This is a genomic window from Bacillus pinisoli, assembly GCF_023036475.1.
GTDB classification, from domain to species: Bacteria; Bacillota; Bacilli; order Bacillales; family SA4; genus Bacillus_BS; species Bacillus_BS pinisoli.
The window spans coordinates 32,522-56,650 of sequence record NZ_JAJQKI010000012.1 but is presented as its reverse complement, the minus strand read 5'-3'; the positions used below and the strand labels follow the sequence as shown (position 1 = coordinate 56,650).

Annotated in this window: 26 protein-coding genes; all 26 read left to right on the top strand. The window is 40.0% G+C overall.

Annotated elements, in window-relative coordinates; genetic code table 11:
* Positions 1–4 precede the first annotated feature (4 nt).
* The 26 genes from rpiB (at position 5) to LT143_RS15805 (ending at position 24,129) form a co-directional block, all read left to right on the top strand.
* Complete coding sequence (gene rpiB, locus LT143_RS15930) at positions 5–457, top strand: ribose 5-phosphate isomerase B (protein WP_246944464.1); 453 nt, start codon at positions 5–7, stop codon at positions 455–457.
* A 12-nt stretch (positions 458–469) separates the two neighbouring features.
* A complete protein-coding gene (locus LT143_RS15925; RefSeq protein WP_246944462.1) occupies positions 470–1,042 on the top strand; it encodes a TIGR01440 family protein in 573 nt (190 codons plus the stop codon).
* 140 nt (positions 1,043–1,182) lie between these two features.
* The gene (locus tag LT143_RS15920) at positions 1,183–1,983 is read left to right on the top strand and encodes a DUF1189 domain-containing protein (RefSeq protein ID WP_246944460.1); all 801 of its coding nucleotides are present in this window, start codon (positions 1,183–1,185) and stop codon (positions 1,981–1,983) included.
* A 354-nt stretch (positions 1,984–2,337) separates the two neighbouring features.
* Positions 2,338–3,573 (top strand): serine hydroxymethyltransferase, encoded by a 1,236-nt coding sequence (gene glyA / locus LT143_RS15915; protein WP_246944457.1) that lies wholly within the window; start codon positions 2,338–2,340, stop codon positions 3,571–3,573.
* Positions 3,574–3,870: 297 nt separating this feature from the next.
* Positions 3,871–4,500 carry a uracil phosphoribosyltransferase gene (gene upp / locus LT143_RS15910; RefSeq protein WP_246944454.1) on the top strand — a complete coding sequence of 210 codons (630 nt, stop codon included), beginning with the start codon at positions 3,871–3,873 and terminating at the stop codon, positions 4,498–4,500.
* 134 nt (positions 4,501–4,634) lie between these two features.
* Positions 4,635–6,890 (top strand): S8 family serine peptidase, encoded by a 2,256-nt coding sequence (locus LT143_RS15905; RefSeq protein WP_272495828.1) that lies wholly within the window; start codon positions 4,635–4,637, stop codon positions 6,888–6,890.
* A 379-nt stretch (positions 6,891–7,269) separates the two neighbouring features.
* Entirely contained in the window at positions 7,270–7,491 is a 222-nt protein-coding gene (locus LT143_RS15900) for an AtpZ/AtpI family protein (RefSeq protein ID WP_246944450.1), read from the top strand.
* A 5-nt stretch (positions 7,492–7,496) separates the two neighbouring features.
* Positions 7,497–7,880: an ATP synthase subunit I gene (locus tag LT143_RS15895; RefSeq protein ID WP_246944448.1), complete on the top strand. Its 384-nt coding sequence runs from the start codon at positions 7,497–7,499 to the stop codon at positions 7,878–7,880.
* A 7-nt stretch (positions 7,881–7,887) separates the two neighbouring features.
* The gene (gene atpB, locus LT143_RS15890; protein ID WP_246944445.1) at positions 7,888–8,628 is read left to right on the top strand and encodes a F0F1 ATP synthase subunit A; all 741 of its coding nucleotides are present in this window, start codon (positions 7,888–7,890) and stop codon (positions 8,626–8,628) included.
* Positions 8,629–8,685: 57 nt separating this feature from the next.
* Positions 8,686–8,904 (top strand): F0F1 ATP synthase subunit C, encoded by a 219-nt coding sequence (gene atpE, locus LT143_RS15885; protein WP_246944443.1) that lies wholly within the window; start codon positions 8,686–8,688, stop codon positions 8,902–8,904.
* Positions 8,905–9,078: 174 nt separating this feature from the next.
* Positions 9,079–9,609 carry a F0F1 ATP synthase subunit B gene (gene atpF / locus LT143_RS15880; RefSeq protein WP_246944440.1) on the top strand — a complete coding sequence of 177 codons (531 nt, stop codon included), beginning with the start codon at positions 9,079–9,081 and terminating at the stop codon, positions 9,607–9,609.
* Positions 9,606–10,145, top strand: a complete 540-nt coding sequence (locus LT143_RS15875; protein WP_246944437.1) for a F0F1 ATP synthase subunit delta — start codon at positions 9,606–9,608, stop codon at positions 10,143–10,145. Before atpF ends, LT143_RS15875 begins: the two co-directional genes overlap by 4 nt.
* Before the next feature lie 11 nt (positions 10,146–10,156).
* On the top strand, positions 10,157–11,665 hold the full coding sequence (gene atpA, locus LT143_RS15870; protein WP_246944434.1) for a F0F1 ATP synthase subunit alpha: 1,509 nt from the start codon (positions 10,157–10,159) through the stop codon (positions 11,663–11,665).
* 96 nt (positions 11,666–11,761) lie between these two features.
* Positions 11,762–12,622, top strand: coding sequence for a F0F1 ATP synthase subunit gamma (locus LT143_RS15865; RefSeq protein WP_246944430.1), 861 nt, complete (start codon positions 11,762–11,764; stop codon positions 12,620–12,622).
* 200 nt (positions 12,623–12,822) lie between these two features.
* Positions 12,823–14,244 carry a F0F1 ATP synthase subunit beta gene (gene atpD / locus LT143_RS15860; protein WP_246944427.1) on the top strand — a complete coding sequence of 474 codons (1,422 nt, stop codon included), beginning with the start codon at positions 12,823–12,825 and terminating at the stop codon, positions 14,242–14,244.
* Positions 14,245–14,269: 25 nt separating this feature from the next.
* Positions 14,270–14,671: a F0F1 ATP synthase subunit epsilon gene (locus LT143_RS15855; protein ID WP_246944424.1), complete on the top strand. Its 402-nt coding sequence runs from the start codon at positions 14,270–14,272 to the stop codon at positions 14,669–14,671.
* A 233-nt stretch (positions 14,672–14,904) separates the two neighbouring features.
* Positions 14,905–15,279, top strand: coding sequence for an NADH-quinone oxidoreductase subunit A (locus LT143_RS15850; RefSeq protein ID WP_246944421.1), 375 nt, complete (start codon positions 14,905–14,907; stop codon positions 15,277–15,279).
* Positions 15,270–15,788, top strand: coding sequence for a NuoB/complex I 20 kDa subunit family protein (locus tag LT143_RS15845; protein WP_163180379.1), 519 nt, complete (start codon positions 15,270–15,272; stop codon positions 15,786–15,788). Before LT143_RS15850 ends, LT143_RS15845 begins: the two co-directional genes overlap by 10 nt.
* Complete coding sequence (locus LT143_RS15840) at positions 15,785–17,080, top strand: NADH-quinone oxidoreductase subunit C (RefSeq protein ID WP_246944418.1); 1,296 nt, start codon at positions 15,785–15,787, stop codon at positions 17,078–17,080. The genes LT143_RS15845 and LT143_RS15840 overlap by 4 nt, the downstream gene beginning before the upstream one ends.
* 3 nt (positions 17,081–17,083) lie before the next feature.
* Positions 17,084–18,184 carry an NADH-quinone oxidoreductase subunit D gene (locus LT143_RS15835; RefSeq protein WP_246944415.1) on the top strand — a complete coding sequence of 367 codons (1,101 nt, stop codon included), beginning with the start codon at positions 17,084–17,086 and terminating at the stop codon, positions 18,182–18,184.
* Positions 18,184–19,191, top strand: coding sequence for an NADH-quinone oxidoreductase subunit NuoH (gene nuoH, locus LT143_RS15830; RefSeq protein ID WP_246944412.1), 1,008 nt, complete (start codon positions 18,184–18,186; stop codon positions 19,189–19,191). The genes LT143_RS15835 and nuoH overlap by 1 nt, the downstream gene beginning before the upstream one ends.
* 251 nt (positions 19,192–19,442) lie before the next feature.
* Positions 19,443–19,862, top strand: a complete 420-nt coding sequence (nuoI, locus tag LT143_RS15825) for an NADH-quinone oxidoreductase subunit NuoI (protein ID WP_246944409.1) — start codon at positions 19,443–19,445, stop codon at positions 19,860–19,862.
* A complete protein-coding gene (locus LT143_RS15820; protein WP_246944407.1) occupies positions 19,859–20,374 on the top strand; it encodes an NADH-quinone oxidoreductase subunit J in 516 nt (171 codons plus the stop codon). Before nuoI ends, LT143_RS15820 begins: the two co-directional genes overlap by 4 nt.
* Positions 20,371–20,685: an NADH-quinone oxidoreductase subunit NuoK gene (gene nuoK, locus LT143_RS15815; RefSeq protein WP_246944405.1), complete on the top strand. Its 315-nt coding sequence runs from the start codon at positions 20,371–20,373 to the stop codon at positions 20,683–20,685. The genes LT143_RS15820 and nuoK overlap by 4 nt, the downstream gene beginning before the upstream one ends.
* Before the next feature lie 46 nt (positions 20,686–20,731).
* On the top strand, positions 20,732–22,597 hold the full coding sequence (gene nuoL, locus LT143_RS15810) for an NADH-quinone oxidoreductase subunit L (protein WP_246944404.1): 1,866 nt from the start codon (positions 20,732–20,734) through the stop codon (positions 22,595–22,597).
* Positions 22,594–24,129, top strand: coding sequence for an NADH-quinone oxidoreductase subunit M (locus LT143_RS15805; RefSeq protein ID WP_272495827.1), 1,536 nt, complete (start codon positions 22,594–22,596; stop codon positions 24,127–24,129). Before nuoL ends, LT143_RS15805 begins: the two co-directional genes overlap by 4 nt.

Sequence of the window (24,129 nt, the reverse complement as noted above, 5' to 3'; positions counted from 1 at the left end):
GAATATGAAGGTAGCAATCGCGTCAGATCACGGTGGAATCAATATCCGTGAGGAAATTAAAAAGTTAATGGAAGAAATGAATATTTCTTTTGTGGATTTAGGCTGTGAATGTAGTACATCTGTTGATTATCCTGATTATGCCCTTCCGGTAGCAGAAATGGTTGCAAAAGGTGAAGTAGACCGTGGAATATTAATTTGTGGTACAGGAATTGGCATGAGTATCGCAGCTAATAAGGTACAAGGGATCCGTTGTGCACTCGTTCATGATATGTTCAGTGCAAAAGCGACAAGAGAGCATAATGACAGTAATGTATTAGCAATGGGTGAGCGTGTAATTGGTCCAGGCCTAGCGAGAGAGATTGCAAAAATTTGGCTGACTACTGATTATGAAGGTGGTCGACATGCCAATCGTGTTGAAAAGATTACAAGTTATGAGCAATCACTTCAAACGAAGTAGGGGTTTATCTATATGAAGCATGAATTAGATACATTAAAAGAGCAGCTCCATCAAATTATTTCAGATTTTCAAACACAAACCAATTTATCACACAATAAGATAGTTGTCATTGGCTGCAGTACGAGCGAGGTCATCGGTGAACGAATAGGTACAGCGGGTACGGAGGAGGTAGCAGGGTTAATCTTTGAAGAGCTAAAGGTACTTGCAAGCGAAACGAAAGCTCATCTCGCATTTCAAGCATGTGAGCATATAAATAGAGCACTGATAGTTGAAAGGTCGACTGCCGTTCAATTCTCGTTAGAAGAAGTAACGGTCATACCGGTTCGAAAGGCTGGGGGAGCAATGGCTACGTATGCCTACAACCATTTTGCCGACCCGGTTGTGGTAGAATTCTTAAAGGCGGATGCTGGTATTGATATTGGAGACACGTTCATTGGCATGCACCTTAAACATGTCGCCGTGCCTATTCGTGGAAAGCTCAAGGAATTAGGTTCAGCTCATGTAACAATGGCCACTACTAGGCCGAAGCTTATCGGTGGTGCAAGGGCTGTTTATACACAAGATGATCGTAATCTCTCCTGTTAAGCTGGAGGAGATTACGTTTTTTTTTTTTTTTTTAGAAATAGTAGCTTGAAAAAACAACAAATTTTTAAAAAAAAACCTTAATTTACCAAAAGTATTCCAATGCCTGTTATAATAAAAGTTAAAAAATGGAGAGGTACGACATGAAAACGAAACAACCTTTTTTTCGTAAATTTAAAAACACAATTATAAAACCAAGTGAGTATCCGATTATGGTTCAGGAAGGTGTCAAAAGAGCAATTCTTTACTTGCTCCTTCTTACTCTTACAGTAGGTCTAATTAGTGCGGTCTTTCATTCTGTAAGTATGGCAGTTTCGTATAATACCTTCTTAGACACGTTAGAAGAGAATGTCCCAAATTTCACGTTTGAAAATGGAGTGTTAGACGTTGAAGGGGATGAGCCCTTAATCTTTGATGATGAAGTGGGTGGAGGTACAGTTATCATCGATGATACGGGTACGTATACAAGAGATGACATCGACTCTTTATTAGAGGAATATACGTCCGTATTGTTAGTGACAGATCGTTACTTCGTGACAGTTGAAGGGGCGGAGAAGACAGAATTCAGCTATGCTGAATTTGGAGATCTATCTTTTGATAGAGCGATGATTCTTGAATTCCTTCCGTATTTATCATGGGTTTTAGTGTTAGTTGGAGTGGCTATTTTCTTCTGGTTCTTTATTAGTAAGTTAGTAATGGGCTTACTATATGCTTTATTTGGTATGATTGCAGCTAAAATCTTGAAGAAACGTTATACGTATGGCCAGCTATACAGTATGGGGTTATACGGAATAACAGCTCCAAGTATTATAGCGTTAGTTGCTTCAGTGATCGGGTTTAGCTTGCCATGGCTTTTATATGTCGCGATTTTAATGGTGTATTATGTGCTAGCGATTCGCTCTATTAATGATGTAGAAGTAGAAGCGGAAGAGATTGTGGAGTAAATGTGTTGATACTTTATTGAGATAAGGTTATCTCGGTTAAATTGTTGCTTTCGTAAAAATCCTCCAAGCCGGATTTTTACTGACTAGTATAATGTCTTCTGCTTTTCATCTATAAACTCAGATAAAGTAGTTTAAAAAGTAACAAAGTTCCCTAGATAAAGACGAACATTAATTATCCTTATATAATTAATGATTCGTCTTTTCTCGCGTAAAGAAAGATGTTAGAATGAAAAGGTATTGTGTTACATATAGGTTATTTGCTTCGTCTTGTTGCTTTGGAAGTTCTAGTGATTCGCTCGGCTGCAACAGTAACAATACCTAGACAAAGCCTACATATAAAAGGGGGATTGGACAATGAGTACGTTAAGTAATCAAGATCGACTAGTGTTTGAAGCAATAGAGGCTGAACGAAAAAGACAGCAGGACAAAATCGAGCTAATTGCTTCAGAAAATTTTGTCAGTCAGGCTGTAATGGAAGCTCAAGGATCCGTCATGACAAATAAGTATGCAGAAGGTTATCCTAGCCGTCGTTATTATGGTGGTTGTGAGCATGTCGATGTAGTAGAAAACTTAGCTCGTGATCGTGCAAAAGAACTTTTTGGTGCAGATCATGCGAATGTCCAACCTCACTCAGGTGCACAAGCAAATATGGCTGTTTATTTTACGATTTTACAAACCGGTGACACGGTTTTGGGAATGAATTTATCTCATGGAGGCCATTTAACACATGGAAGCCATGTTAATTTTAGTGGAATTCAATATAATTTTGTTGAGTATGGTGTTGACGAAGAGACACACCGTATCAATTATGAAGATGTGTTAGAAAAAGCTAGATTACATAAGCCGAAGCTTATTGTTGCCGGAGCAAGTGCGTACCCAAGAGAACTAGATTTTGCAAAGTTCCGTGAGATCGCCGATGAAGTGGGTGCTTATCTAATGGTGGATATGGCTCATATTGCTGGATTAGTAGCAGCTGGACTTCATCCTAATCCTGTGCCATATGCTGATTTTGTGACAACAACGACTCATAAAACATTACGTGGACCACGTGGTGGTATGATTTTATGTAAGGAAGAGTTTGCGAAACAAATTGATAAGTCCGTTTTCCCTGGAATTCAAGGTGGACCACTTATGCATGTGATTGCAGCGAAGGCTGTTGCATTTGGCGAAGCTCTACAGGAAGACTTCAAAGTATATGCAAAGCATATTATGGATAATGCAGCTCGTCTAGCAGATGCGCTTAAAAAAGAGGGGTTAACGATTGTGTCTGATGGAACGGATAATCACCTACTATTAGTAGATGTTCGTTCTCTAAACATTACAGGTAAACTAGCTGAGAAAGTACTAGATGAAGTGGGCGTAACGGTTAATAAAAATACGATTCCATTTGATCCAGCTAGTCCTTTTGTGACAAGTGGTATCCGTATTGGAACAGCTGCTGTTACTTCAAGAGGATTCGGTCTAGAAGAAATGGATGAAATCGCATCTATTATTGCGTTAACTCTTCGTGATCCAGAGAATGAAGCGGTTCTAAAGGAAGCATCTCAACGAGTGTTAACTCTAACTGAAAAATTCCCTTTATATGTGTAAGGATTTGTACAGGTGGTAGACTATGAAGGTCTACCGCTTTTTTTATGTCTAATTTCGTCGTGACAGGTGAGATTTCTGCACGCAAAGGAACGGTGTAATTAGAAAACGCCAGAAAAGGTCTTAACTGATAGAATTACTCTTAAGTAAGACGACTGATAATAAACAAAATTTAGATGTACGAAGACTTGCCCTCACGGTGCTTTTTCTGTAAAATCAATGAAGGTTAGCGCATGCACCCTGTTAGATCTGGAAAACCGCTGGGTGCTAAAAGCAAGTTTAGAAAGGGAGCTGACATAAATGAGCAAAGTTTATGTGTTTGATCATCCACTGATTCAACATAAGTTATCATATATTCGTGATAAAAAAACAGGAACAAAAGAGTTTCGTGAATTAGTAGACGAAGTGGCAAGCTTAATGGCATTTGAAATTACACGTGACCTACCATTAGCAGAGGTTGACATTGAGACGCCAGTGGCTATCGCAAAATCAAAGGTAATCGCTGGGAAAAAATTAGGACTCATTCCTATACTGCGTGCTGGTTTAGGAATGGTAGATGGGATCCTGAAGTTAATTCCAGCTGCAAAAGTTGGACATGTTGGATTATACCGTGACCCAGAAACACTTCAACCAGTAGAGTATTACATAAAACTGCCTAGTGATGTAGAAGAAAGAGACTTCATCGTCCTTGACCCGATGCTTGCAACAGGTGGTTCTGCAGCTGAAGCAATTAACTCCTTAAAAAAGCGCGGTGCTAAAAACATCAAGTTAATGTGTATTATCGCTGCACCAGAAGGAGTCGAAGTCGTTCAAAAGGCACATCCAGACGTAGACATATACTTAGCTGCCATGGATGAAAAGCTAAACGATCACGGCTACATCGTTCCAGGATTAGGAGACGCGGGCGACCGTTTATTCGGAACAAAATAATGAAAAGAACTTTAACACAGTAAAGGAGTGGGGGCCTGTCCCCCACTCCTTTACTGTGTTAAAGCGAAGTCCCTTCCTCAATATGAGAATGGAATACAGTATTGTGGAGCACGCTATGGTAAGAGGTGGGATAAATGCTTAAATTAGTCAAGGTATTGTTTTTAACAACATTGCTAGTTACTTCGATTGTACCGACTATTTCTGGAGCAAGTTCCGTCTTTTTGTTTCCGGAACGTCCTCCACTGCCAGCGGATCAGGGGGATGAAGTTGAATCTGTCATTGTTCTGACGGAGCCTTCAGAGAAACAAAAAGTCATTGAAAAGTTGAATGATTTTCCTTCAGTTACAATTTCATCAGTTTTCTCTACAGTCTTTGATGGGGTTTCGCTTTCTGGTCGAAAGCGGGATATTAAGAAGATTGCTTCTATTACTGGTGTGATAGATGTATATCCAAACCATCAGTACCAGGCGACCATTGAGAAAAGTGTGCCTTATATAGGAGCAGAGAATATTAGAAGCTATTTGGATATTCACAATCATAGGTTGACGGGGGAAGGGATAAAAGTCGGTGTCATTGATACTGGTGTCGATTATTCGCATCCTGATCTTCGTAGAAATTTTAAGGGAGGCTTTGATCTAGTCGATCATGATAAAGATCCAATGGAGACAAAGGCTTCTCAAGGCATGCCAACCCTACATGGTACCCATGTAGCGGGCATCATTGCAGCAAATGGAAAAATTCATGGTGTTGCTCCTGAAGCAGAGATTATTGCGTATCGAGCGCTTGGACCAGGAGGTATGGGCACTTCAGAGCAAGTGATAGCTGCCATTGAAAAAGCTATCAAGGATAAAGTGGATGTTATTAACTTATCTCTCGGTAATAATGTAAATGGTCCAGATTGGCCAACTAGTCTTGCGTTAAACAAAGCAGTAGAAAGTGGGATTGTTGCGGTTACCTCTAGTGGTAACTCTGGTCCGGAGATGTGGACTGTGGGCTCACCAGGAACTGCGTCTAAGGCAATATCTGTTGGTGCGTCAACTCCCCCTATTCAAGTACCTTTTCTATCATTTAGTGAAAGTAACATAACAAAGCAAATTGAGTTAACACCGATGCAAGGTGCTAAACCGTGGGAATTTTCAAAAGAAGTAAAGCTAGTAAAAGCGGGAAAAGGATATCCTGAAGAAATTCCCAATAATGTAAAAGGAAATATAGCACTCATTGAAAGAGGAACTATTCCTTTTACTGAGAAGGTCATGAATGCTTATGAAAAAGGAGCAGCAGGAATCGTTATCTATAATAATGTACCGGGTAGTTTCGCCGGAGGACTTGAAATGGAGTTCCCAATTCCGGTCGTGTCCATCTCGAAAGAAGACGGTGAGTATATTCAAAAAGAACTTGTTACCACATCATATATCCATACAAAATTTAAAAAAGTTGAAGATAGTATGGCTGACTTTAGTTCTAGAGGACCGGTTACGTACACATGGGATATCAAACCAGACGTAGTTGCCCCTGGAGTGGCCATTACAAGTACGATTCCGAACGGCTATATATCACTTCAAGGAACAAGTATGGCAGCCCCGCATGTCGCAGGTGCAGCAGCTCTTGTCAAACAGGCTCATCCCGACTGGAATCCAGAACAAATTAAGGCGGCTCTGATGAATACAGCAAAGCGACTAAAGGATGGAGCAGTACTATACGAACCAATAGTTCAAGGGGCGGGAAGGATTCAGATAGACCAAGCGGTAAAAGCAGATACCCTTGTGTACCCAGGCTCTATTTCGTTTGGAATGTTTCACCAAAAAGATCCACGTACCGAAAAGCAAATCACGCTGACAATTGAAAACCTTAGTAATAAAAAGAAAGAGGTTACCTTTAAGCAACCTAGAGCAGAAAATGGCCTACAATGGAAACTACCTTCTACATTTACATTAAGTTCGATGGAAAAACGAAAATTGACCATTACACTAGATATTTCTCCGTTTGTGTTAAAAGAAGGTATCTATTCAGACTGGCTAACGATCTATGAAGAAGGAAATCCAATTCACGTGCCTTACTTGTTTGTGGTAGAGGAACCTAACTATCCTAGGATTATGGGTTTCCAATTCGGACCTGGTGATAAGCCAGATTCATTTATCTATGAAGCCTATTTGCCAGGAGGTGCAGAGGAATTTGGTATTGCTTTGTATGATCCAGACTCATTGCGCTTTATTAAATTTCTCGATTTTACAAAAGATGTATCAAGAGGAATAGTGAAGAAGGAGTTAGTAAAAGAAGAGATTGGAGTCAGTGGTACGTTTCAAGGTTTGGTCTTTGTAAAATTTAAAGGTAAAGAGGATACAATTGAGACGATGATTACTATTGATGATTCTTATGTGTTAAAAAAATAAGTCTTAATTAGAAAGTGTTTTCTATTAATATTTGGGGATAAAAAGTTCATAACTGTGAATAATTGTAACGATGGTCACTGCGGTTGATTAGGAAGGTTCTTCAGTATAGAAGATAATTCCTTCCTCTTTATGCTTATAAATAAAGATGGGCTTGATGGTCATCTTCACATAAGAGTGCGATAGTTAGCTGCAAAAATAAATGTGAACATTTTGCAAACACCAAAAAGGGGTGTATAACTTTTTCAAAGTAACACATTGACATTGACAATACCCTATTGTATGCTTACAAAGGGTATGATGATAAGGGTTACAAGCGAGATTTACCAAGGGTTTTCCCTGAATTTTCAGACAAAGAAACTTGTCCGAAGGGAGAGCATTTATGCCCCAAAAGAATAGACATCCACTTCATGCGATGGCTTTAATGACTGCTATACTTTCACAATTAGTTGGTTCGATTTTAATTGGAATCTTCGGAGGAAGATGGATTGACCAAATGATTGGAACCTTTCCTCTATTTTTAATTATCGGCCTCCTCGTAGGACTAGCAGCAGGGGTGTTTGCGATGTTGAGGTTGGTTAGTCACTACTTCTCAGGAGAATAAATTCAATGTCCGATCTAAAAGGCATCTATGTAAGGTATAAAAAATACATATTTTATTTGCTAGCTTTATATGTACTAGGATGGGGATTCACACCTTACCAAGCTGTTTTTTTAGGGCTTATACTGGGTACAGCATTGAGTTTATATAACTTGTGGGTGATGGTCCGGAAAACAGAACGATTCGGACAGGCTGTGGCAGAAGGAAGAAGTGCAAGATCGATTGGTACCTTTACAAGACTAGCGTCAGCGGCGTTAGCAGTGTTAATTTCGTACCGATATCCAGAGTTATTTCATATCGCTGGAACAATTGTGGGATTAATGACTTTATATATTGTCATTATGATAGATATTATCATCCAAACTATACGTAAGAACCTGGAAGAGAGGTGAATACAATTTGGAACACGCAGCTCCTAGTATTGAGTTATTTGGGCTTTGGTTTAGTTTGTCAAATATGATGATGACGACTATTGCGGCTGTTATTGTGTTTATCATCGCTATTATTGCTACTCGTTCATTATCTATGAAACCAACTGGGGTACAAAACTTCATGGAGTGGGTAATGGATTTTGTAAGAGGTATTATCAGCAGTACGATGGACTGGCATACAGGAGGTAGATTCCTAACATTAGGGATGACACTATTAATGTATGTATTTGTAGCCAACATGGTTGGTCTACCATTTGCCATCATAAATGATGCAACGCATGAGCTTTGGTGGAAATCACCTACAGCAGATCCGATGATCACATTGACATTAGCTGTAATGGTGGTAGCTTTAACACACTTCTATGGGATAAAGATGAAGGGTGCTTCTGAATATGGGCGAGAGTTCTTCAAGCCGATGGCATTCTTATTCCCACTAAAGATTATTGAGGAATTTGCAAACACCCTAACATTAGGTCTTCGTTTATACGGAAACATTTTTGCAGGGGAAATTCTACTTGGATTATTAGCAGGGTTAGCTGTAAACGGCTATCTTGATGGTGTCGGAAGTGGAATCGTAGGTTCACTTGTTGCAGCAATACCAATGTTGGTGTGGCAAGGATTTAGTATTTTCGTAGGTGCAATTCAAGCATTTATCTTCGTTATGTTAACAATGGTTTACATGGCGCACAAAGTGAGTCATGACCATTAATTATATTTAATTCATGATTAAAAAAATATTTTCAACATTTTAAGGAGGACTTTTATAATGGGTTTATTAGCAGCTGCAATTGCAATTGGTTTAGCGGCACTTGGTGCAGGTATTGGTAACGGTTTAATCGTATCTCGTACAGTTGAGGGGATTGCTCGTCAACCAGAATTACGTGGTACACTTCAAACAACAATGTTCATTGGGGTAGCGTTAGTTGAGGCGATTCCGATCATCGCGGTTGTTATCGCGTTCATGGTATTCGGAGCTAATGCTTAATAATTAAGCTTTTGCAGTGGTCAAAAGCATTGCTTGATACCACTGCAGCTGAAAATGGCGAAGTAACTTCCTAGTGAATCTTCGCCATTGCTTTATGTTTGTATATGAGAATTTATCAACATCAACACGACATGTTGAGAAATGTAATGGAACTCTTCGAAGGGAGTGAACAATGTGCCGTTCAATTTAGATTTATTTATCCTTGGTGCTGGAACTGGTTTTGAATTAAATACTGGCGATATCTTATACCAGTTATTTATCTTCCTTGTTCTTTTAGCACTTTTACGTAAGTTTGCATTTGGTCCTTTAATGGGTATTATGAAACAGCGTGAACAACACATTTCAAGTGAGATTAGTTCTGCTGAACAAAGTAATGCGGAAGCTAAGAAGCTTGTTGAAGAACAACGCGAAATGCTAAAGCAATCTCGTCAAGAAGCTCAAGAGCTAATTGAAAATGCGAAGAAGCTAGGCGAAGAGCAAAAGAATAGCATTATTCTAGAAGCTCGCACAGAAGCAACTCGTATTAAAGAATCTGCAGTTAAAGAAATTGCACAAGAAAAAGACCAGGCAATTGCTGCTTTACGTGAGCAAGTTGCTTCATTATCTGTTCTAATTGCGTCTAAAGTTATTGAAAAAGAACTTAACGAGCAAGATCAACAAAAGTTAATCAATGATTACATCCAAGATCTTGGAGAAGCACGATGAGTAACGGTACAGTAGCGAAACGCTACGCGACTGCTCTTTTTCAAGTAGCTAAGGAACAGAATATTCTAGAACAGGTTGAAAACGAACTTTTAGCAGTGAAAACTGTTTTTCAAGAAAATAAAGAATTACTATCCGTTCTAAACCATCCAAAAGTATCAAAGGTGACGAAGAAATCATTAGTTAAAGATAGCTTTGCAAATGTTTCTGCACCTGTACTTAATGTATTGTTAATTCTAATTGACCGTCATCGTCAAGCTATTATCCCTGGTGTTGTTGACTTCTTTATTGAAGAAGCGAACAACGAAAGAGGAATTGCGGATGCAAAAGTATACTCTGTAAGAGAGTTAACAGAAGATGAAAAAACTTCGTTATCACAAGCTTTTGCAAGCAAAGTTGGCAAGGCATCACTTAGAATCCAAAACATAGTAGATCCTACCGTTCTAGGTGGAGTGAAACTTCGAATTGGTAATAGAATCTATGATGGTAGTGTTAGCGGTAAACTAGCTCGTGTGGAACGAGAGTTATTGAATAGATAGGGGTGAAATTCATGAGCATTAAAGCAGAAGAAATCAGTGCGCTGATAAAAAAGCAAATCGAAAACTATCAGTCTGAAATTGAAGTAAATGATGTGGGTACTGTAATCCAAGTTGGGGACGGTATCGCTCGTGCTCATGGCCTCGACAACGTCATGGCTGGAGAACTTGTAGAATTTTCAAACGGTGTCATGGGTATGGCACAAAACCTAGAAGATAACAACGTAGGTATCGTTATCCTAGGGCCTTACAAGGAAATCCGTGAAGGTGACGAAGTACGTCGTACAGGCCGTATCATGGAAGTACCAGTAGGTGACGCGTTAATTGGTCGTGTAGTTAACTCATTGGGTCAACCAGTTGATGGTTTAGGTCCAATTGAAACGTCAAAAACTCGTCCGATTGAAAGTCCAGCACCTGGTGTTATGGACCGTAAATCAGTTCATGAACCATTACAAACAGGTATTAAAGCGATCGACGCTCTAATTCCAGTTGGTCGTGGACAACGTGAATTAGTAATCGGTGACCGTCAAACAGGTAAAACTGCGGTTGCAATCGATACGATTCTTAACCAAAAAGATCAAAACATGGTGTGTATCTATGTTGCAATTGGTCAAAAAGAATCAACTGTACGTGGAGTAGTTGAAACTCTACGTAAGCATGGTGCTCTTGATTACTCAATCGTTGTAACAGCATCTGCATCTCAACCAGCTCCATTATTATACCTAGCTCCACTTGCTGGTGTAACAATGGCTGAAGAATTCATGCACAATGGTAAGCACGTATTAATCGTATATGATGATTTATCAAAGCAAGCGGCAGCATACCGTGAGTTATCATTACTATTAAAGCGTCCTCCAGGTCGTGAAGCATATCCAGGGGATGTATTCTACTTACATTCACGTTTACTTGAGCGTGCTTCTAAGCTTTCTGACGCAAAAGGTGCAGGTTCCATTACAGCACTTCCGTTCGTTGAAACACAAGCTGGTGATATCTCAGCATATATTCCAACAAACGTTATCTCTATTACAGATGGACAAATCTTCTTACAATCAGATTTATTCTTCTCAGGTGTACGTCCTGCAATCAACGCAGGTTTATCCGTATCCCGTGTAGGTGGATCTGCGCAAATTAAAGCGATGAAGAAGGTTTCTGGTACATTACGTCTTGACCTTGCAGCATACCGTGAACTTGAAGCGTTCGCTCAGTTTGGTTCTGACCTTGATAAAGCAACTCAAGCGAAGCTAAACCGTGGTGCTCGTACAGTTGAAGTATTAAAGCAAGGATTAAATAAGCCACTAAAAGTAGAAAAGCAAGTTGCAATTCTTTACGCTTTAACTCGTGGATTCTTAGATGATATTCCAGTAGGAGATATCACTCGTTTTGAAGAAGAATACTTAACTTGGTTAGAGCATAACCGTAAAGAGCTTCTTGACCACATCGTAACAACGAAGGATCTTCCAAGCGATGAGGACTTTGCTAAGGCAATTAACGACTTTAAGAAAACTTTTGTAGTTTCTGAGTAATAGATTACGCTAAGCAGCATCAGTTGCTGCTTAGCCAATTTACTGTTTTTTCAGTAAATGACAAATCGGTATTTTTAAAAAAGGTGGTGAAAACCTTTGGCATCCTTACGTGATATAAAATCAAGAATTACTTCAACAAAAAAGACAAGTCAAATTACAAAAGCGATGCAGATGGTATCAGCATCTAAGTTAAACCGTGCTGAAAACAATGCAAAAGCTTTTGTTCCTTATATGGAAAAAATTCAAGAGGTTGTAGCTAGCGTCTCTCAAGGGACTTCAGGTGTATCTCATCCAATGCTTCAAACGAGAACGGTTAAGAAAACAGGTTATATCGTTATTACGTCTGACCGTGGTCTTGCTGGTGCATACAACAGTAATATCATCCGTGCTGCTTATCAAGCGATGACAAGTCGCCATAAGTCTAACGATGAGTTTGCTGTCATTGCGATTGGTAAGATTGGACTTAACTTCTTTAAGAAGCGTGGAGTAAATGTAGTTTCTGAAATAACTGGTTTGGGTGACCAACCATCATTTGCAGATATTAAAGAAATTGCGAATAAAGCAGTGGGAATGTTTGCAGATGAAACATTTGATGAGTTATATCTATACTACAATCACTTTGTAAGTGCCATTGAGCACCAAGTAACAGAGAAGAAGCTTCTTCCTTTAACTGATATTGCTGCATCTACTAAGCTAACTTCATATGAATTCGAACCTTCACAAGAAGATATTCTAGAAGTTTTACTTCCGCAATATGCTGAAAGCTTAATCTATGGATCTTTATTAGACGGAAAAGCAAGTGAACACGCTGCCCGTATGACGGCGATGAAGAGTGCAACAGATAATGCTAAAGAGTTAATTAATAGCCTTACATTATCCTATAACCGTGCTCGTCAAGCAGCAATCACTCAAGAAATCTCAGAAATCGTTGGTGGAGCAGCGGCTCAACAACAATAGAAAAGCGGAAGCGCCCCGTTTAGTCCCGACAAGTAAATGTTCTGAAGACAAGGAAAGGGTGCTTTTCCCTTTCATTGACTTCAGGTAATTTAACCTAGGAAAAAGTGATTTTCTTTTTCACTCGAGGGACTGGGCGCTGGAGCTAGACATAAACAAAGTCTAAAAATTAATGTATTACTAGTAAGCTAGGAGGGAAAACGATGACAAAAGGACGCGTTACCCAAGTTATGGGTCCTGTTGTAGACGTACAGTTTGAATCTGGACATCTTCCTGAAATTTATAACGCCCTTACAATTAGTCATGCACCAACTGGTGAAAACGAAGTAGCGATCAACTTAACACTTGAAGTTGCTCTTCACCTTGGTGACGACACAGTTCGTACAATTGCAATGGCTTCTACTGACGGAGTTGTTCGTGGTTTAGAAGTTACTGACACTGGAGCACCTATCTCAGTTCCAGTTGGTGATGTAACACTAGGTCGTGTATTTAACGTATTAGGTGAAAATATTGACCTTGATGAGGCAATTCCTGCAGGTGCTCGTCGTGATGCAATTCACAGACAAGCTCCTACATTTGAAGAGCTTTCAACAGAGGTTGAAATCCTTGAAACTGGTATTAAAGTAGTAGACTTACTAGCTCCTTATATTAAGGGTGGTAAGATCGGTCTATTTGGTGGTGCCGGTGTAGGTAAAACGGTACTAATCCAAGAATTAATCAACAACATCGCTCAAGAGCACGGTGGTATCTCGGTATTCGCTGGTGTAGGTGAGCGTACTCGTGAAGGAAATGACCTTTACCACGAGATGAGCGATTCTGGAGTTATCAAGAAAACAGCGATGGTATTCGGACAAATGAACGAGCCACCTGGAGCACGTATGCGTGTTGCGTTAACTGGATTAACAATGGCAGAATTCTTCCGTGATGACCAAGGTCAAGACGTATTATTCTTCATTGATAACATCTTCCGTTTCACTCAAGCAGGTTCAGAGGTTTCTGCCCTTTTAGGTCGTATGCCTTCAGCGGTAGGTTACCAACCAACTCTTGCTACGGAAATGGGTCAATTACAAGAGCGTATTACATCGACTAACAAAGGTTCTATCACGTCAATCCAAGCGATTTACGTACCTGCCGATGACTATACGGATCCAGCTCCTGCAACAACTTTCGCTCACTTAGATGCAACAACTAACCTTGAGCGTAAGCTTTCTGAAATGGGTATTTACCCAGCGGTAGATCCACTTGCTTCTACTTCTCGTGCACTTGCACCTGAAATCGTAGGAGAAGAGCACTACAATGTTGCTCGTCAAGTACAGTCTACTTTACAACGTTATAAAGAATTACAAGATATTATCGCAATTTTAGGTATGGATGAACTTTCTGACGACGATAAGTTAGTTGTTCACCGTGCTCGTCGTATCCAGTTCTACTTATCTCAAAACTTCCACGTTGCTGAGCAATTTACAGGTCAACCAGGATCTTATGTACCTGTAAAAGAAACAGTAAAAGGATTTAGAGAGATCCTAGATGGTAAATACGACCACCTACCTGAAGATGCGTTCCGTCTAGTTGGACGTATTGAAGAGGTTGTTGAAAAAGCGAAATCTATGGGTGTAGAAGTTTAAAAAACGGACATAGGAGGTTTATGATATGAAGACAATCAAAGTCAGTGTAGTGACTCCTGATGGACCCGTTTATGAATCTGATGTAGAGATGGTAAGCACAAAAGCTCAAAGTGGAGAACTTGGTATTTTACCAGGACATATTCCAATGGTAGCGCCTCTTGCAATCGGAACAGTACGTCTTAAAAATGAAGGTGGTACAGAGCTTGTTGCCGTAACAGGTGGATTCCTAGAAGTTCGTCCTGATAAAGTAACAGTACTTGCCCAATCAGCAGAACGCGGAGCCGACATCGATGTCGCTCGTGCTCAAGCTGCAAAAGAGCGTGCAGAACGCCGTTTACAAGATAAAACTGCAGAAACCGATCTACGTCGTGCTGAACTAGCTTTACAACGTGCAATGAATCGTTTAAAAGTTACGGGACGTATATAGAATAAAAGCCTTAGGTGACTACTCACTTAAGGCTTTTTTGCTGTCCTTTAGAGAAGAAAAGGTGCCTGTCACTTGTCGAATAAATATCTGTCCCCCTTTTTCTAAAGGATTATCCAAGGTTTATCGACACGAATATATGTAAGTGATATAATGTTTACGGTTACAAGGAAGAATTATGAAATTTGTGTGAAACTATAATTGGAAATGGCTGGTTGAAAAGGGAGGCGATCAAAGTGGAATTATTAAATCTATACCAGAATAACTACCTAATTGTACTGATTTTCATATTATTAGGTATCATCTTACCTGTTGTTGCACTGACAGCTGGTCGTATATTACGTCCACATAAACCGAATGATGCAAAATTAACAACGTATGAAAGTGGAATTGAGCCTTTTCATGATGCGAGAGTTCAATTCAACGTTAGATATTATATCTTTGCGTTAATGTTTGTCATTTTTGATGTGGAAACCGTCTTTCTATATCCATGGGCTGTTGCATATGAAAGCCTAGGAATTTTTGCACTTATTGAAATGCTCATATTCGTCGTCATGTTATTAATTGGATTAATCTATGCATGGAAGAAGGGTGTGCTGAAATGGATTTAAAACTAGAGAATATTACACCTGAAGAAATGGAAGAGCTACAACGCAATGTATTTATGTCAACACTTGAAGAGCTAAAGGCTTGGGCTAGAAGTAACTCTTTATGGCCGTTAACCTTTGGTCTAGCTTGCTGTGCCATCGAAATGATGGGAGTAGGGTCTTCTCATTATGATTTAGATCGTTTTGGGTCATTCTTTCGTACCTCGCCTCGTCAATCAGATGTCATGATTGTATCAGGTACAGTGACGAAAAAAATGGCGCCTGTTTTAAAGCGTCTTTATGACCAAATGCCGGAACCAAAATGGGTGATTGCGATGGGATCCTGTGCAACGGCTGGTGGACCATATGTGAAGTCATACGCAGTTGTTAAGGGCGTTGACCAAATTGTGCCGGTTGACGTGTATATACCTGGTTGTCCTCCAAATCCAGCAGCCTTAATCTACGGTATAAATAAATTGAAAGAAAAGATTCGCTATGAAGCTAAGACTGGGAAGCAGGTGACTAGTCGATGAGTGATGAAAAGAGCCTTGAACAGCAAAAACGGGAAGCAGCGCAAAAGGCAAAGGAAGAAGCGCTACGTCGTCTAGCTGAGAAAAAAGCTCAAGCAGAGTCTGGTGAGGTTACACCTGCACCTGCTGAAAAAACAAAAGAAGAACTAAAAAAAGAAGCAGCCGCGAAAGCAAAAGAAGCTGCTTTAAAAAAGCTAGCTGAAAAGCAAGCACAACAAGCTGAGGAAACGGTAGAAGAAGCACCGGCTTCAGCAGAAAAAACAAAAGAAGAGTTAAAAAAGGAAGCAGCCCAAAAGGCAAAAGAAGCTGCTCTAAAAAAACTAGCTGAAAAGCAAGCTGCTGAAAGTACAATTGACCAAACGGATGAAGAAGATGCCGATTTGGCTAAAAAGAAAGCAGCAGCTGCTGCAAAAGCAAAGGCAGCGGCAGCAGCCAAGGCAAAAGCTGCAGCATTAGCGAAACAAGGTAATACTGAATTAAATGATTCAGAAGAGATGGATGATGAAGCAAAAGCGAAGGCGAAAGCCATTGCAGCAGCGAAAGCAAAGGCCGCTGCAGCCGCTAAGGCTAAGCTTGCTGCACAAGCAGGCGAATCAGCAGGAGACGATGAAAAAGCAAAAGCCATTGCAGCAGCTAAGGCAAAAGCAGCAGCAGCAGCTAAGGCAAAAGCAGCCGCACAAGCAGGCGGAGCTTCAGGAGACGATGAAAAGGCAAAAGCAATCGCTGCCGCGAAGGCAAAAGCAGCAGCAGCTGCAGCAGCAAAGAAAAAAGCGGCTCAATCAGACGAAGTAGCTGCTCCAGAGGAAGAGCAAAAACCTTCTCCTAATCAACCGTACTTAGATAAATACGTTAAGGTGATCAATGAACACCTTGGTGATGTATTAGAAGAATCATATATTAACCGATTATCAAAAGATGTACCTACCTTACTTGTGAAAAAAGAAACGTACTATAAGGTTGCAGAATTCCTAAAATTTAATGAGCAACTAAGCTTTGAATACTTATCTGAGTTACATGGAACTGATTATGTGACTCACATGGAAATCTATGTTCACTTTTATTCTTACAAAAACCGTCAGTCCGTTGCTTTAAAGGTCAAGATTGACCGTGATGAGCCAGTAATCGACTCGGTTGCTGGATTATGGGAAGGTGCTAATTGGCCTGAACGTGAAGCTTATGACTTACTTGGAATCATCTTTAAAAATCATCCAAACTTAACGAGAATCATGCTTCCAGAAGACTGGGTAGGACATCCGTTAAGAAAAGACTATGAACCGTACGATGTGGAGGTGTAGTCATTGATTCGCACAGAAGAAATGCTACTAAACGTAGGTCCACAGCATCCTAGTACACACGGAGTTTTCCGAATCGTACTTAAAATTGATGGGGAAACCATTATTGAAGCTACTCCAGTAATCGGATATTTACACCGAGGTACAGAGAAGCTTGCTGAGGATTTACAATATACACAAATTATTCCTTATACAGACCGAATGGACTACTTGTCCGCTATGACGAATAACTATGTCATTTGTCACGCCGTTGAAACGATGATGGGGCTTGAGGTGCCAGAACGTGCTGAATATCTACGTGTATTAGCGATGGAGCTTGGCCGTGTAGCGAGTCACCTCGTATGGTATGGTACATACTTACTAGATATTGGGGCAGTCAGTCCATTCCTTTACGCATTTAGAGAAAGAGAAATGATTATTAACCTACTAAATGAACTATCAGGTGCTCGTTTAACCTTTAACTATATGCGTGTTGGCGGGGTAAAATGGGATGCACCAGAAGGCTGGATTGAAAAGGTGCGTGATTTTGTACCTTATATGAGAAAGCAATTAGCTGGCTACCATGACTTGGTAACAGGTAACGAAATCTTTATGTCCCGTGTAAAAGGGGTAGGAAAATATACAAAAGAAGAGGCACTGTCTTATTCATTAAGTGGCGCAAATCTTCGTTGTACAGGTGTGAAATGGGATCTCAGAAAAGATGAGCCATATTCAATCTATGACCGCTTTGAATTCGACGTACCGGTAAGAGAAGAAGGTGACTGTTGGTCTCGTTACCACTGCCGTATGGAAGAAATTGAAGAATCGTTAAAAATTATCGAGCAAGCTGTTGAGCAGTTCCCACAAGAGGGAGACATCATGGCAAAGGTTCCAAAGATTATCAAAGCTCCTAAAGGGGAAGCATTTGTACGAATTGAGTCTCCTCGTGGAGAAATTGGTTGCTACATTTCTAGTGATGGCAAGAAAGAGCCATACCGCTTGAAGTTTAGAAGACCATCATTCTATAACCTGCAAATCTTGCCTAAACTCCTTGAGGGTGAAAATATGGCGAATTTAATTGCAATCTTAGGTGGAATTGACATCGTGCTTGGGGAGGTTGATGGTTAATGATCGAAGGTTTATTACAATCAGCTCCAAGTCTAACAAACTTTCTTATATTTTTTGGATTAGCAGCGGCATTTCTTATGGTCGTTTTAGGATTCGTAACGTATGGGATTCTTGCAGAACGTAAAACAATGGCATTCATGCAAGGTCGTATCGGTCCTAACCAAGTAGGTGGTCGTTGGGGTTTACTTCAAACAATTGCCGATGTACTTAAGCTTTTACTAAAAGAAGATACAATTCCTAAACTTGCCGATCGTCCATTATTTATCATGGCACCGGTTATCGCATTCACACCAGCATTCATGGTGTTAGCAACCATTCCATTTACAGATTCATTCCAGTTTGCTGATATTGGAGTAGGACTTCTCTATTATGTAGCCATCTCAGGAATAACGACGATTGGTATTGTGACAGGAGGATGGGCTTCTAATAATAAGTATGCCTTAATGGGAGGAATGCGTGCAGCAGCACAGATGATTTCGTATGAGATCCCATTAGTCATGTCAGTCATTGGGGTAATCCTATTATCAGGAAGTCTAAATTTAAATGATATTGTGGCAGCTCAGGCTGAAACAATGTGGTTTATCTTACTTCAACCAATTGCCTTTATCGTGTTTTTTATCGCATCGGTTGCTGAATTAAACCGTACACCATTTGACTTACCTGAAGCAGAATCCGAGTTAGTTGCCGGTTTCCACGTAGAATACTCAGGGTTTCGCTGGGCATTCTTCATGCTAGCTGAATATGTTTACTTATTCGCCATGTCAGCACTAACAACTGTTTTATTCTTAGGTGGCTGGTTACCTCCATTTGAATTCTTAAGCTTTATCCCAGGAGCCGTTTGGTTCTCACTAAAGTTCATGTTAATTGTCTTCCTACTCATGTGGATTCGCTACACATTCCCACGTCTACGAGCAGACCAATTAATGGAATTCGGCTGGAAAGTACTACTTCCCGTAGCACTAGGTAACATCTTCTTCACAGCACTTATGAAGGAATTGTTTTTTTAATAAACACCTAAGGTTTTACTAAGTAAGGTTGTTTAAAGACCTTGTTGATTTATTGCACTGTTGATTGTAGTGCAGGGATGCGAGACTCCTGCGGGAAAAGCGCGGCTCGGGAGACCCCACAGGCGGGACGCCGAGGAGGCTCCCGAGCCCGCCCGCGGAAAGCGAGCGTCCCGGAACGGAAATCAACAACTGAGTTTAAACTTTACTAAAAATATGACTAAAAGAATGACTCAAAAGGGGTGTGAAAAAGCATGCTTGGATTAGCGAAAGGTTTAAAATATACCCTTCAAAACTTATCAAAGAAAAAAGTAACGTATGATTACCCAAACGAACCACTTCCTCTTCCAGACCGTTTCCGCGGTATCCAAAAGTTTTACCCGGAAAAGTGTATCGTTTGTAATCAGTGTGCGAATATATGTCCAACAGACTGTATCCAACTAACCGGTAAGAAGCATCCAGACCCTACGAAAAAAGGGAAAATTATCGATACGTATGATATTAACTTTGAAATCTGTATTCTCTGTGACCTATGTACAGAGGTTTGTCCAACAGAAGCGATTATCATGACAAACAACTTCGAGCTTGCCGAATACAGTCGCGATGACCTTTTCAAAAATCTAGAGTGGCTAGATGAAAATGATACGAATATACGGAAGGAGAATAAAGCATGAGTGGCGAATTTATCGCATTTTTAGTGTTAGCGTTAATAGCTATTGCGGGTGGCGTCCTCATGATTAACCTTACGCAAGTCGTTCATATGGTCGTAGCACTCGTTTTCTCATTTGTTAGTATTGCAGGTATTTATGTATTACTGTCGGCTGAATTTGTGGCAGCCGTACAAATCTTAATCTATTCTGGCGCCATCACGATCATCATGCTATTTGGAATCATGTTAACGAGACATAATGATCGTAGTGAACCAAAATCAAGTATGGGGAAAAAGCTCTTCATACTAGGTGGAATTGCCGCATTTGCGGTTTCTGTATATTTCGGAATATACACTCTAGAATTCCCTAACCAAGCAACAGAGCTTCATGTGGAAAACACGAAGCAAATTGGAGTGGCATTATATACGAAATATATAATACCGTTTGAATTAACATCTGTTGTGTTACTCGTTACCTTAATTGGAGCCATCATTTTGGCAAAAAGAGACGACAAAAAGGAGGCGAATGACGAATGAGTACTATTCCGTTATCTGCCTACCTCGTATTAGCATTAATTCTTTTTTGCATAGGCTTATATGGAGCCTTAACGAAACGAAACACCGTCATCGTACTAATTTCGATTGAATTAATGTTAAATGCAGCTAATATTAACTTCGTAGCATTTAGTAAACATGGAATGGCGCCTGATATTACAGGTCAAATTTTCTCTCTTTTCTCCATTACGATAGCAGCTGCTGAGGCCGCCATTGGTCTAGCCATCTTAATCGCTTTATATCGTAATCGTTCAAGTGTTAATGTGGATGAAATGAACTTGTTAAAGAAATAGTTTTTGAACGAAACTCCTAAAAATCAAAAAGGGGATTGTGATACAAATGATGGAAATGGCTTGGTTAATACCGCTTTTTCCGCTTGCCTCTTTTTTAACACTACTTCTAATCGGCAAACGGATGAAAGAAGGAAGTGCATATGTAGGCATGCTGTTCACGTTTCTCTCGTTAGTCTTATCGGTGGTTGTTCTTTTGAACAGATTGACTTCGCCGAATGTAAAAGCAGAATTTACGTGGCTTTCGATTGGAGACTTACAACTTACAGCTGGCTTTGAAGTGAATCAACTGAATGCGTTAATGTTGTTTATTGTTTCACTTGTTAGTTTTCTCGTACATATGTATTCAAAAGGTTATATGCACAGTGATGAAAGATTTCATGTGTTTTTCGCCTATTTAGGCTTATTTACATTCGCGATGCTAGGCTTGGTTCTTTCACCAAACCTACTTCAAACGTATATTTTCTGGGAACTCGTAGGGCTAGGATCGTTCTTATTAATTGGATTCTATTTTTACAAATCAGATGCAAGAGCTGCGGCGAAAAAAGCATTTATCATGACTCGTATTGGTGATGTTGGTTTACTAATCGGGATGATTCTACTATTCTGGCAGGTCGGCTCTTTCGAGTATGATGAAATTTTTGCTGTCGTTGAAGCAGGTGGAATTTCATACGAAATGATCACGTTAACGGCGATACTCATTTTTGTAGGGGCAATGGGTAAGTCAGGTCAATTTCCACTTCATACTTGGCTTCCTGATGCGATGGAAGGTCCAACCCCAGTATCTGCTTTAATCCACGCAGCAACAATGGTTGCAGCAGGTGTGTATCTAGTTGCTGCATTATTTCCATTATTCGCAGCAAGTGAGACGGCTTTATATACAGTAGCAGTGATCGGAGCATTTACAGCGATCTTCGCTGCTTCTATTGGTCTTGTGCAAACAGATATTAAACGAGTACTAGCTTACTCAACAGTGAGTCAGTTAGGTTATATGATGCTTGCATTAGGTTCTGCTGGTTATGTTGCAGGTGTATTCCACTTAATGACGCATGCGTTCTTTAAGGCTCTACTATTCCTTGCAGCAGGTAGTGTCATCCATGCGGTTCATAATCAAAATATTGAAGAGATGGGCGGCCTTTGGAAAAAGCTACGTATTACAGCACCGCTTTTCTTAATTGGTACGTTAGCGATCAGTGGGGTTCCACTATTCTCAGGTTTCTTTAGTAAAGAAGAAATTCTTGTAGCGGCTTGGGCTCACGGAAATTATGGATTATTTACGCTAGCCATAATTGCAGCCTTTTTCACCGCTTTTTATATGTTCCGTTTATTCTTCCTTGTCTTTACAGGGGACCCAAGAGGAAACCAAAAGCATGTTCATGAATCTCCAACTGTCATGACATTCCCAATGATTGTTCTAGGTGTCCTAGCTGTATTTGCTGGTTATGTGAATACACCATGGTTTGGTACCTTCCTTGGAGACTGGTTAACGGCAGACAATCACGCCCTTGGACATCATATTGATGCGCCATTATGGATTATGGCTGTTGCGACGATTGTCTCAGTAGGTGGAATCTTACTGGCTTATATGATTTATGGAAATAAAACAATTTCTCGTGATTGGTTGAGCGGAAGCTTCCCGGCTGGTTACGGAATTCTTAAAAATAAGTACTTTGTTGATGAGTTTTATCAAATGACAGTCGTATATGCGACAAAGACGTTTAGCTTATTCCTAAAATACATTGAAATTTTCCTCATCGAAGGAATTGTAAAAGGAATCAAAGTGATGGTGACATCGATTGGTCGTGTTGGAGCTTCTGTTCATAACGGCCAGGTACAAACATATGGTGCCGTTGCATTTGTTGGATTAGCTCTTCTTCTCATCGTGTACGTTTTAGCAGGGGGGTATTTAGGATGAATGCGGTGAATGAATCATTTCTACTTTCACTCTTAATTTTCTCCCCGGTACTCGGAATGCTAGTTTTAGCATTTATACCAAAAACAGAGGAGAAAACCTTAAAGTTAGTAGGCTTTCTTAGTACGTTATTACCACTAGGCTTAGCTCTAGTCATTTATGGCCAATATCTTTCTGGAAAAGCGCTGAGCTCTTTTTCGGAAGTATATGAGTGGATCCAGATTGGTAATTTTGAAGTGTTTAAGGGACGCCTGTTTGCTGTAGATTATGAGTTAGGCGTGGACGGGTTTTCACTTATTCTACTTCTTCTAACGACTATATTAGCGACATTATCGTCGATTGCAGCCATTCATATTAAGAAGGAATGGAAAGGTTATTTTCTACTATTTCTTTTACTTGAAGTAGGAATGCTAGGTGTCTTTGCTGCAGAGAACTTAATTTTATTCTTTATATTCTTTGAGCTTACGTTGATCCCAATGTTTTTCCTTATCGGTAAATGGGGTTATTTTGACAGAGAAAAGGCAGCGTATAGCTATTTAATTTATAATGGCCTTGGTTCAGCAGTATTGTTAATTGTCATTATGGTCTTGTTTTCAAGAACAGGTACAACGAATATCGCGTTACTAGGCCAAATTCTAAATGGTGAATATGAAGCACAGCAGCTCATCTTACCATTTACCCCTGAAATTCGTTGGGGATTATTTATTAGCTTACTTATTGCGTTTGGGGTAAAGCTACCAATTTTTCCATTGCATAGCTGGATGCTTCGTGTTCACGTGCAAGCACCACCTTCCATTGTAATGCTTCACTCAGGGATTCTATTAAAAATTGGAGCCTTTGGTTTAATTCGTTTTGGAGCAGGATTATTTCCGGGTGAATATGAATCCTTTGCTGTCGTGCTAGCCATTCTTGGTGTGGTTAACTTGTTGTATGGTGCATTTTTAGCCTTCATTCAAGATGACTTTAAAATGGTGTTAGCTTACTCTAGTATTTCACACATGGGAATTGTACTAATTGGGCTTGCTGCATTAAATGATGCAGGAATCCAAGGAGCTATTTTCCAAGTGGTATCACATGGATTAATCTCAGCACTACTATTCTTCCTAGTGGGTGTGATGTATGAAAGAGTTCAAACAACGATGCTTGGTCACTTAGGTGGACTGGCAAAAATTATGCCAATCACGGCTGGCTTCCTGTTAACAGGAGCAATGGCTTCCCTAGGATTACCTGGTATGTCTGGATTCGTCAGTGAATTTATGGCCTTCTTAGGATTATTTAAAGAAATGCCAATTATCGCAGCAGTTGGTACAATCGGTATTATCATGACAGCCGTATATTTATTGCGTGCTGTACTAAATATGACGTTTGGACCATTAAATGAAAAGCTTGAAAACAAACCAGACCTTAAAGGTGTAGAATTTATACCAGTACTAGTACTAGTAGGGTTAATTGTGTTAATCGGTGTATTCCCTTCCATATTAACAGTACCTTTACAGTCTACGGTTGAAACGATTATGTTAGGAATAGGAGGTTGA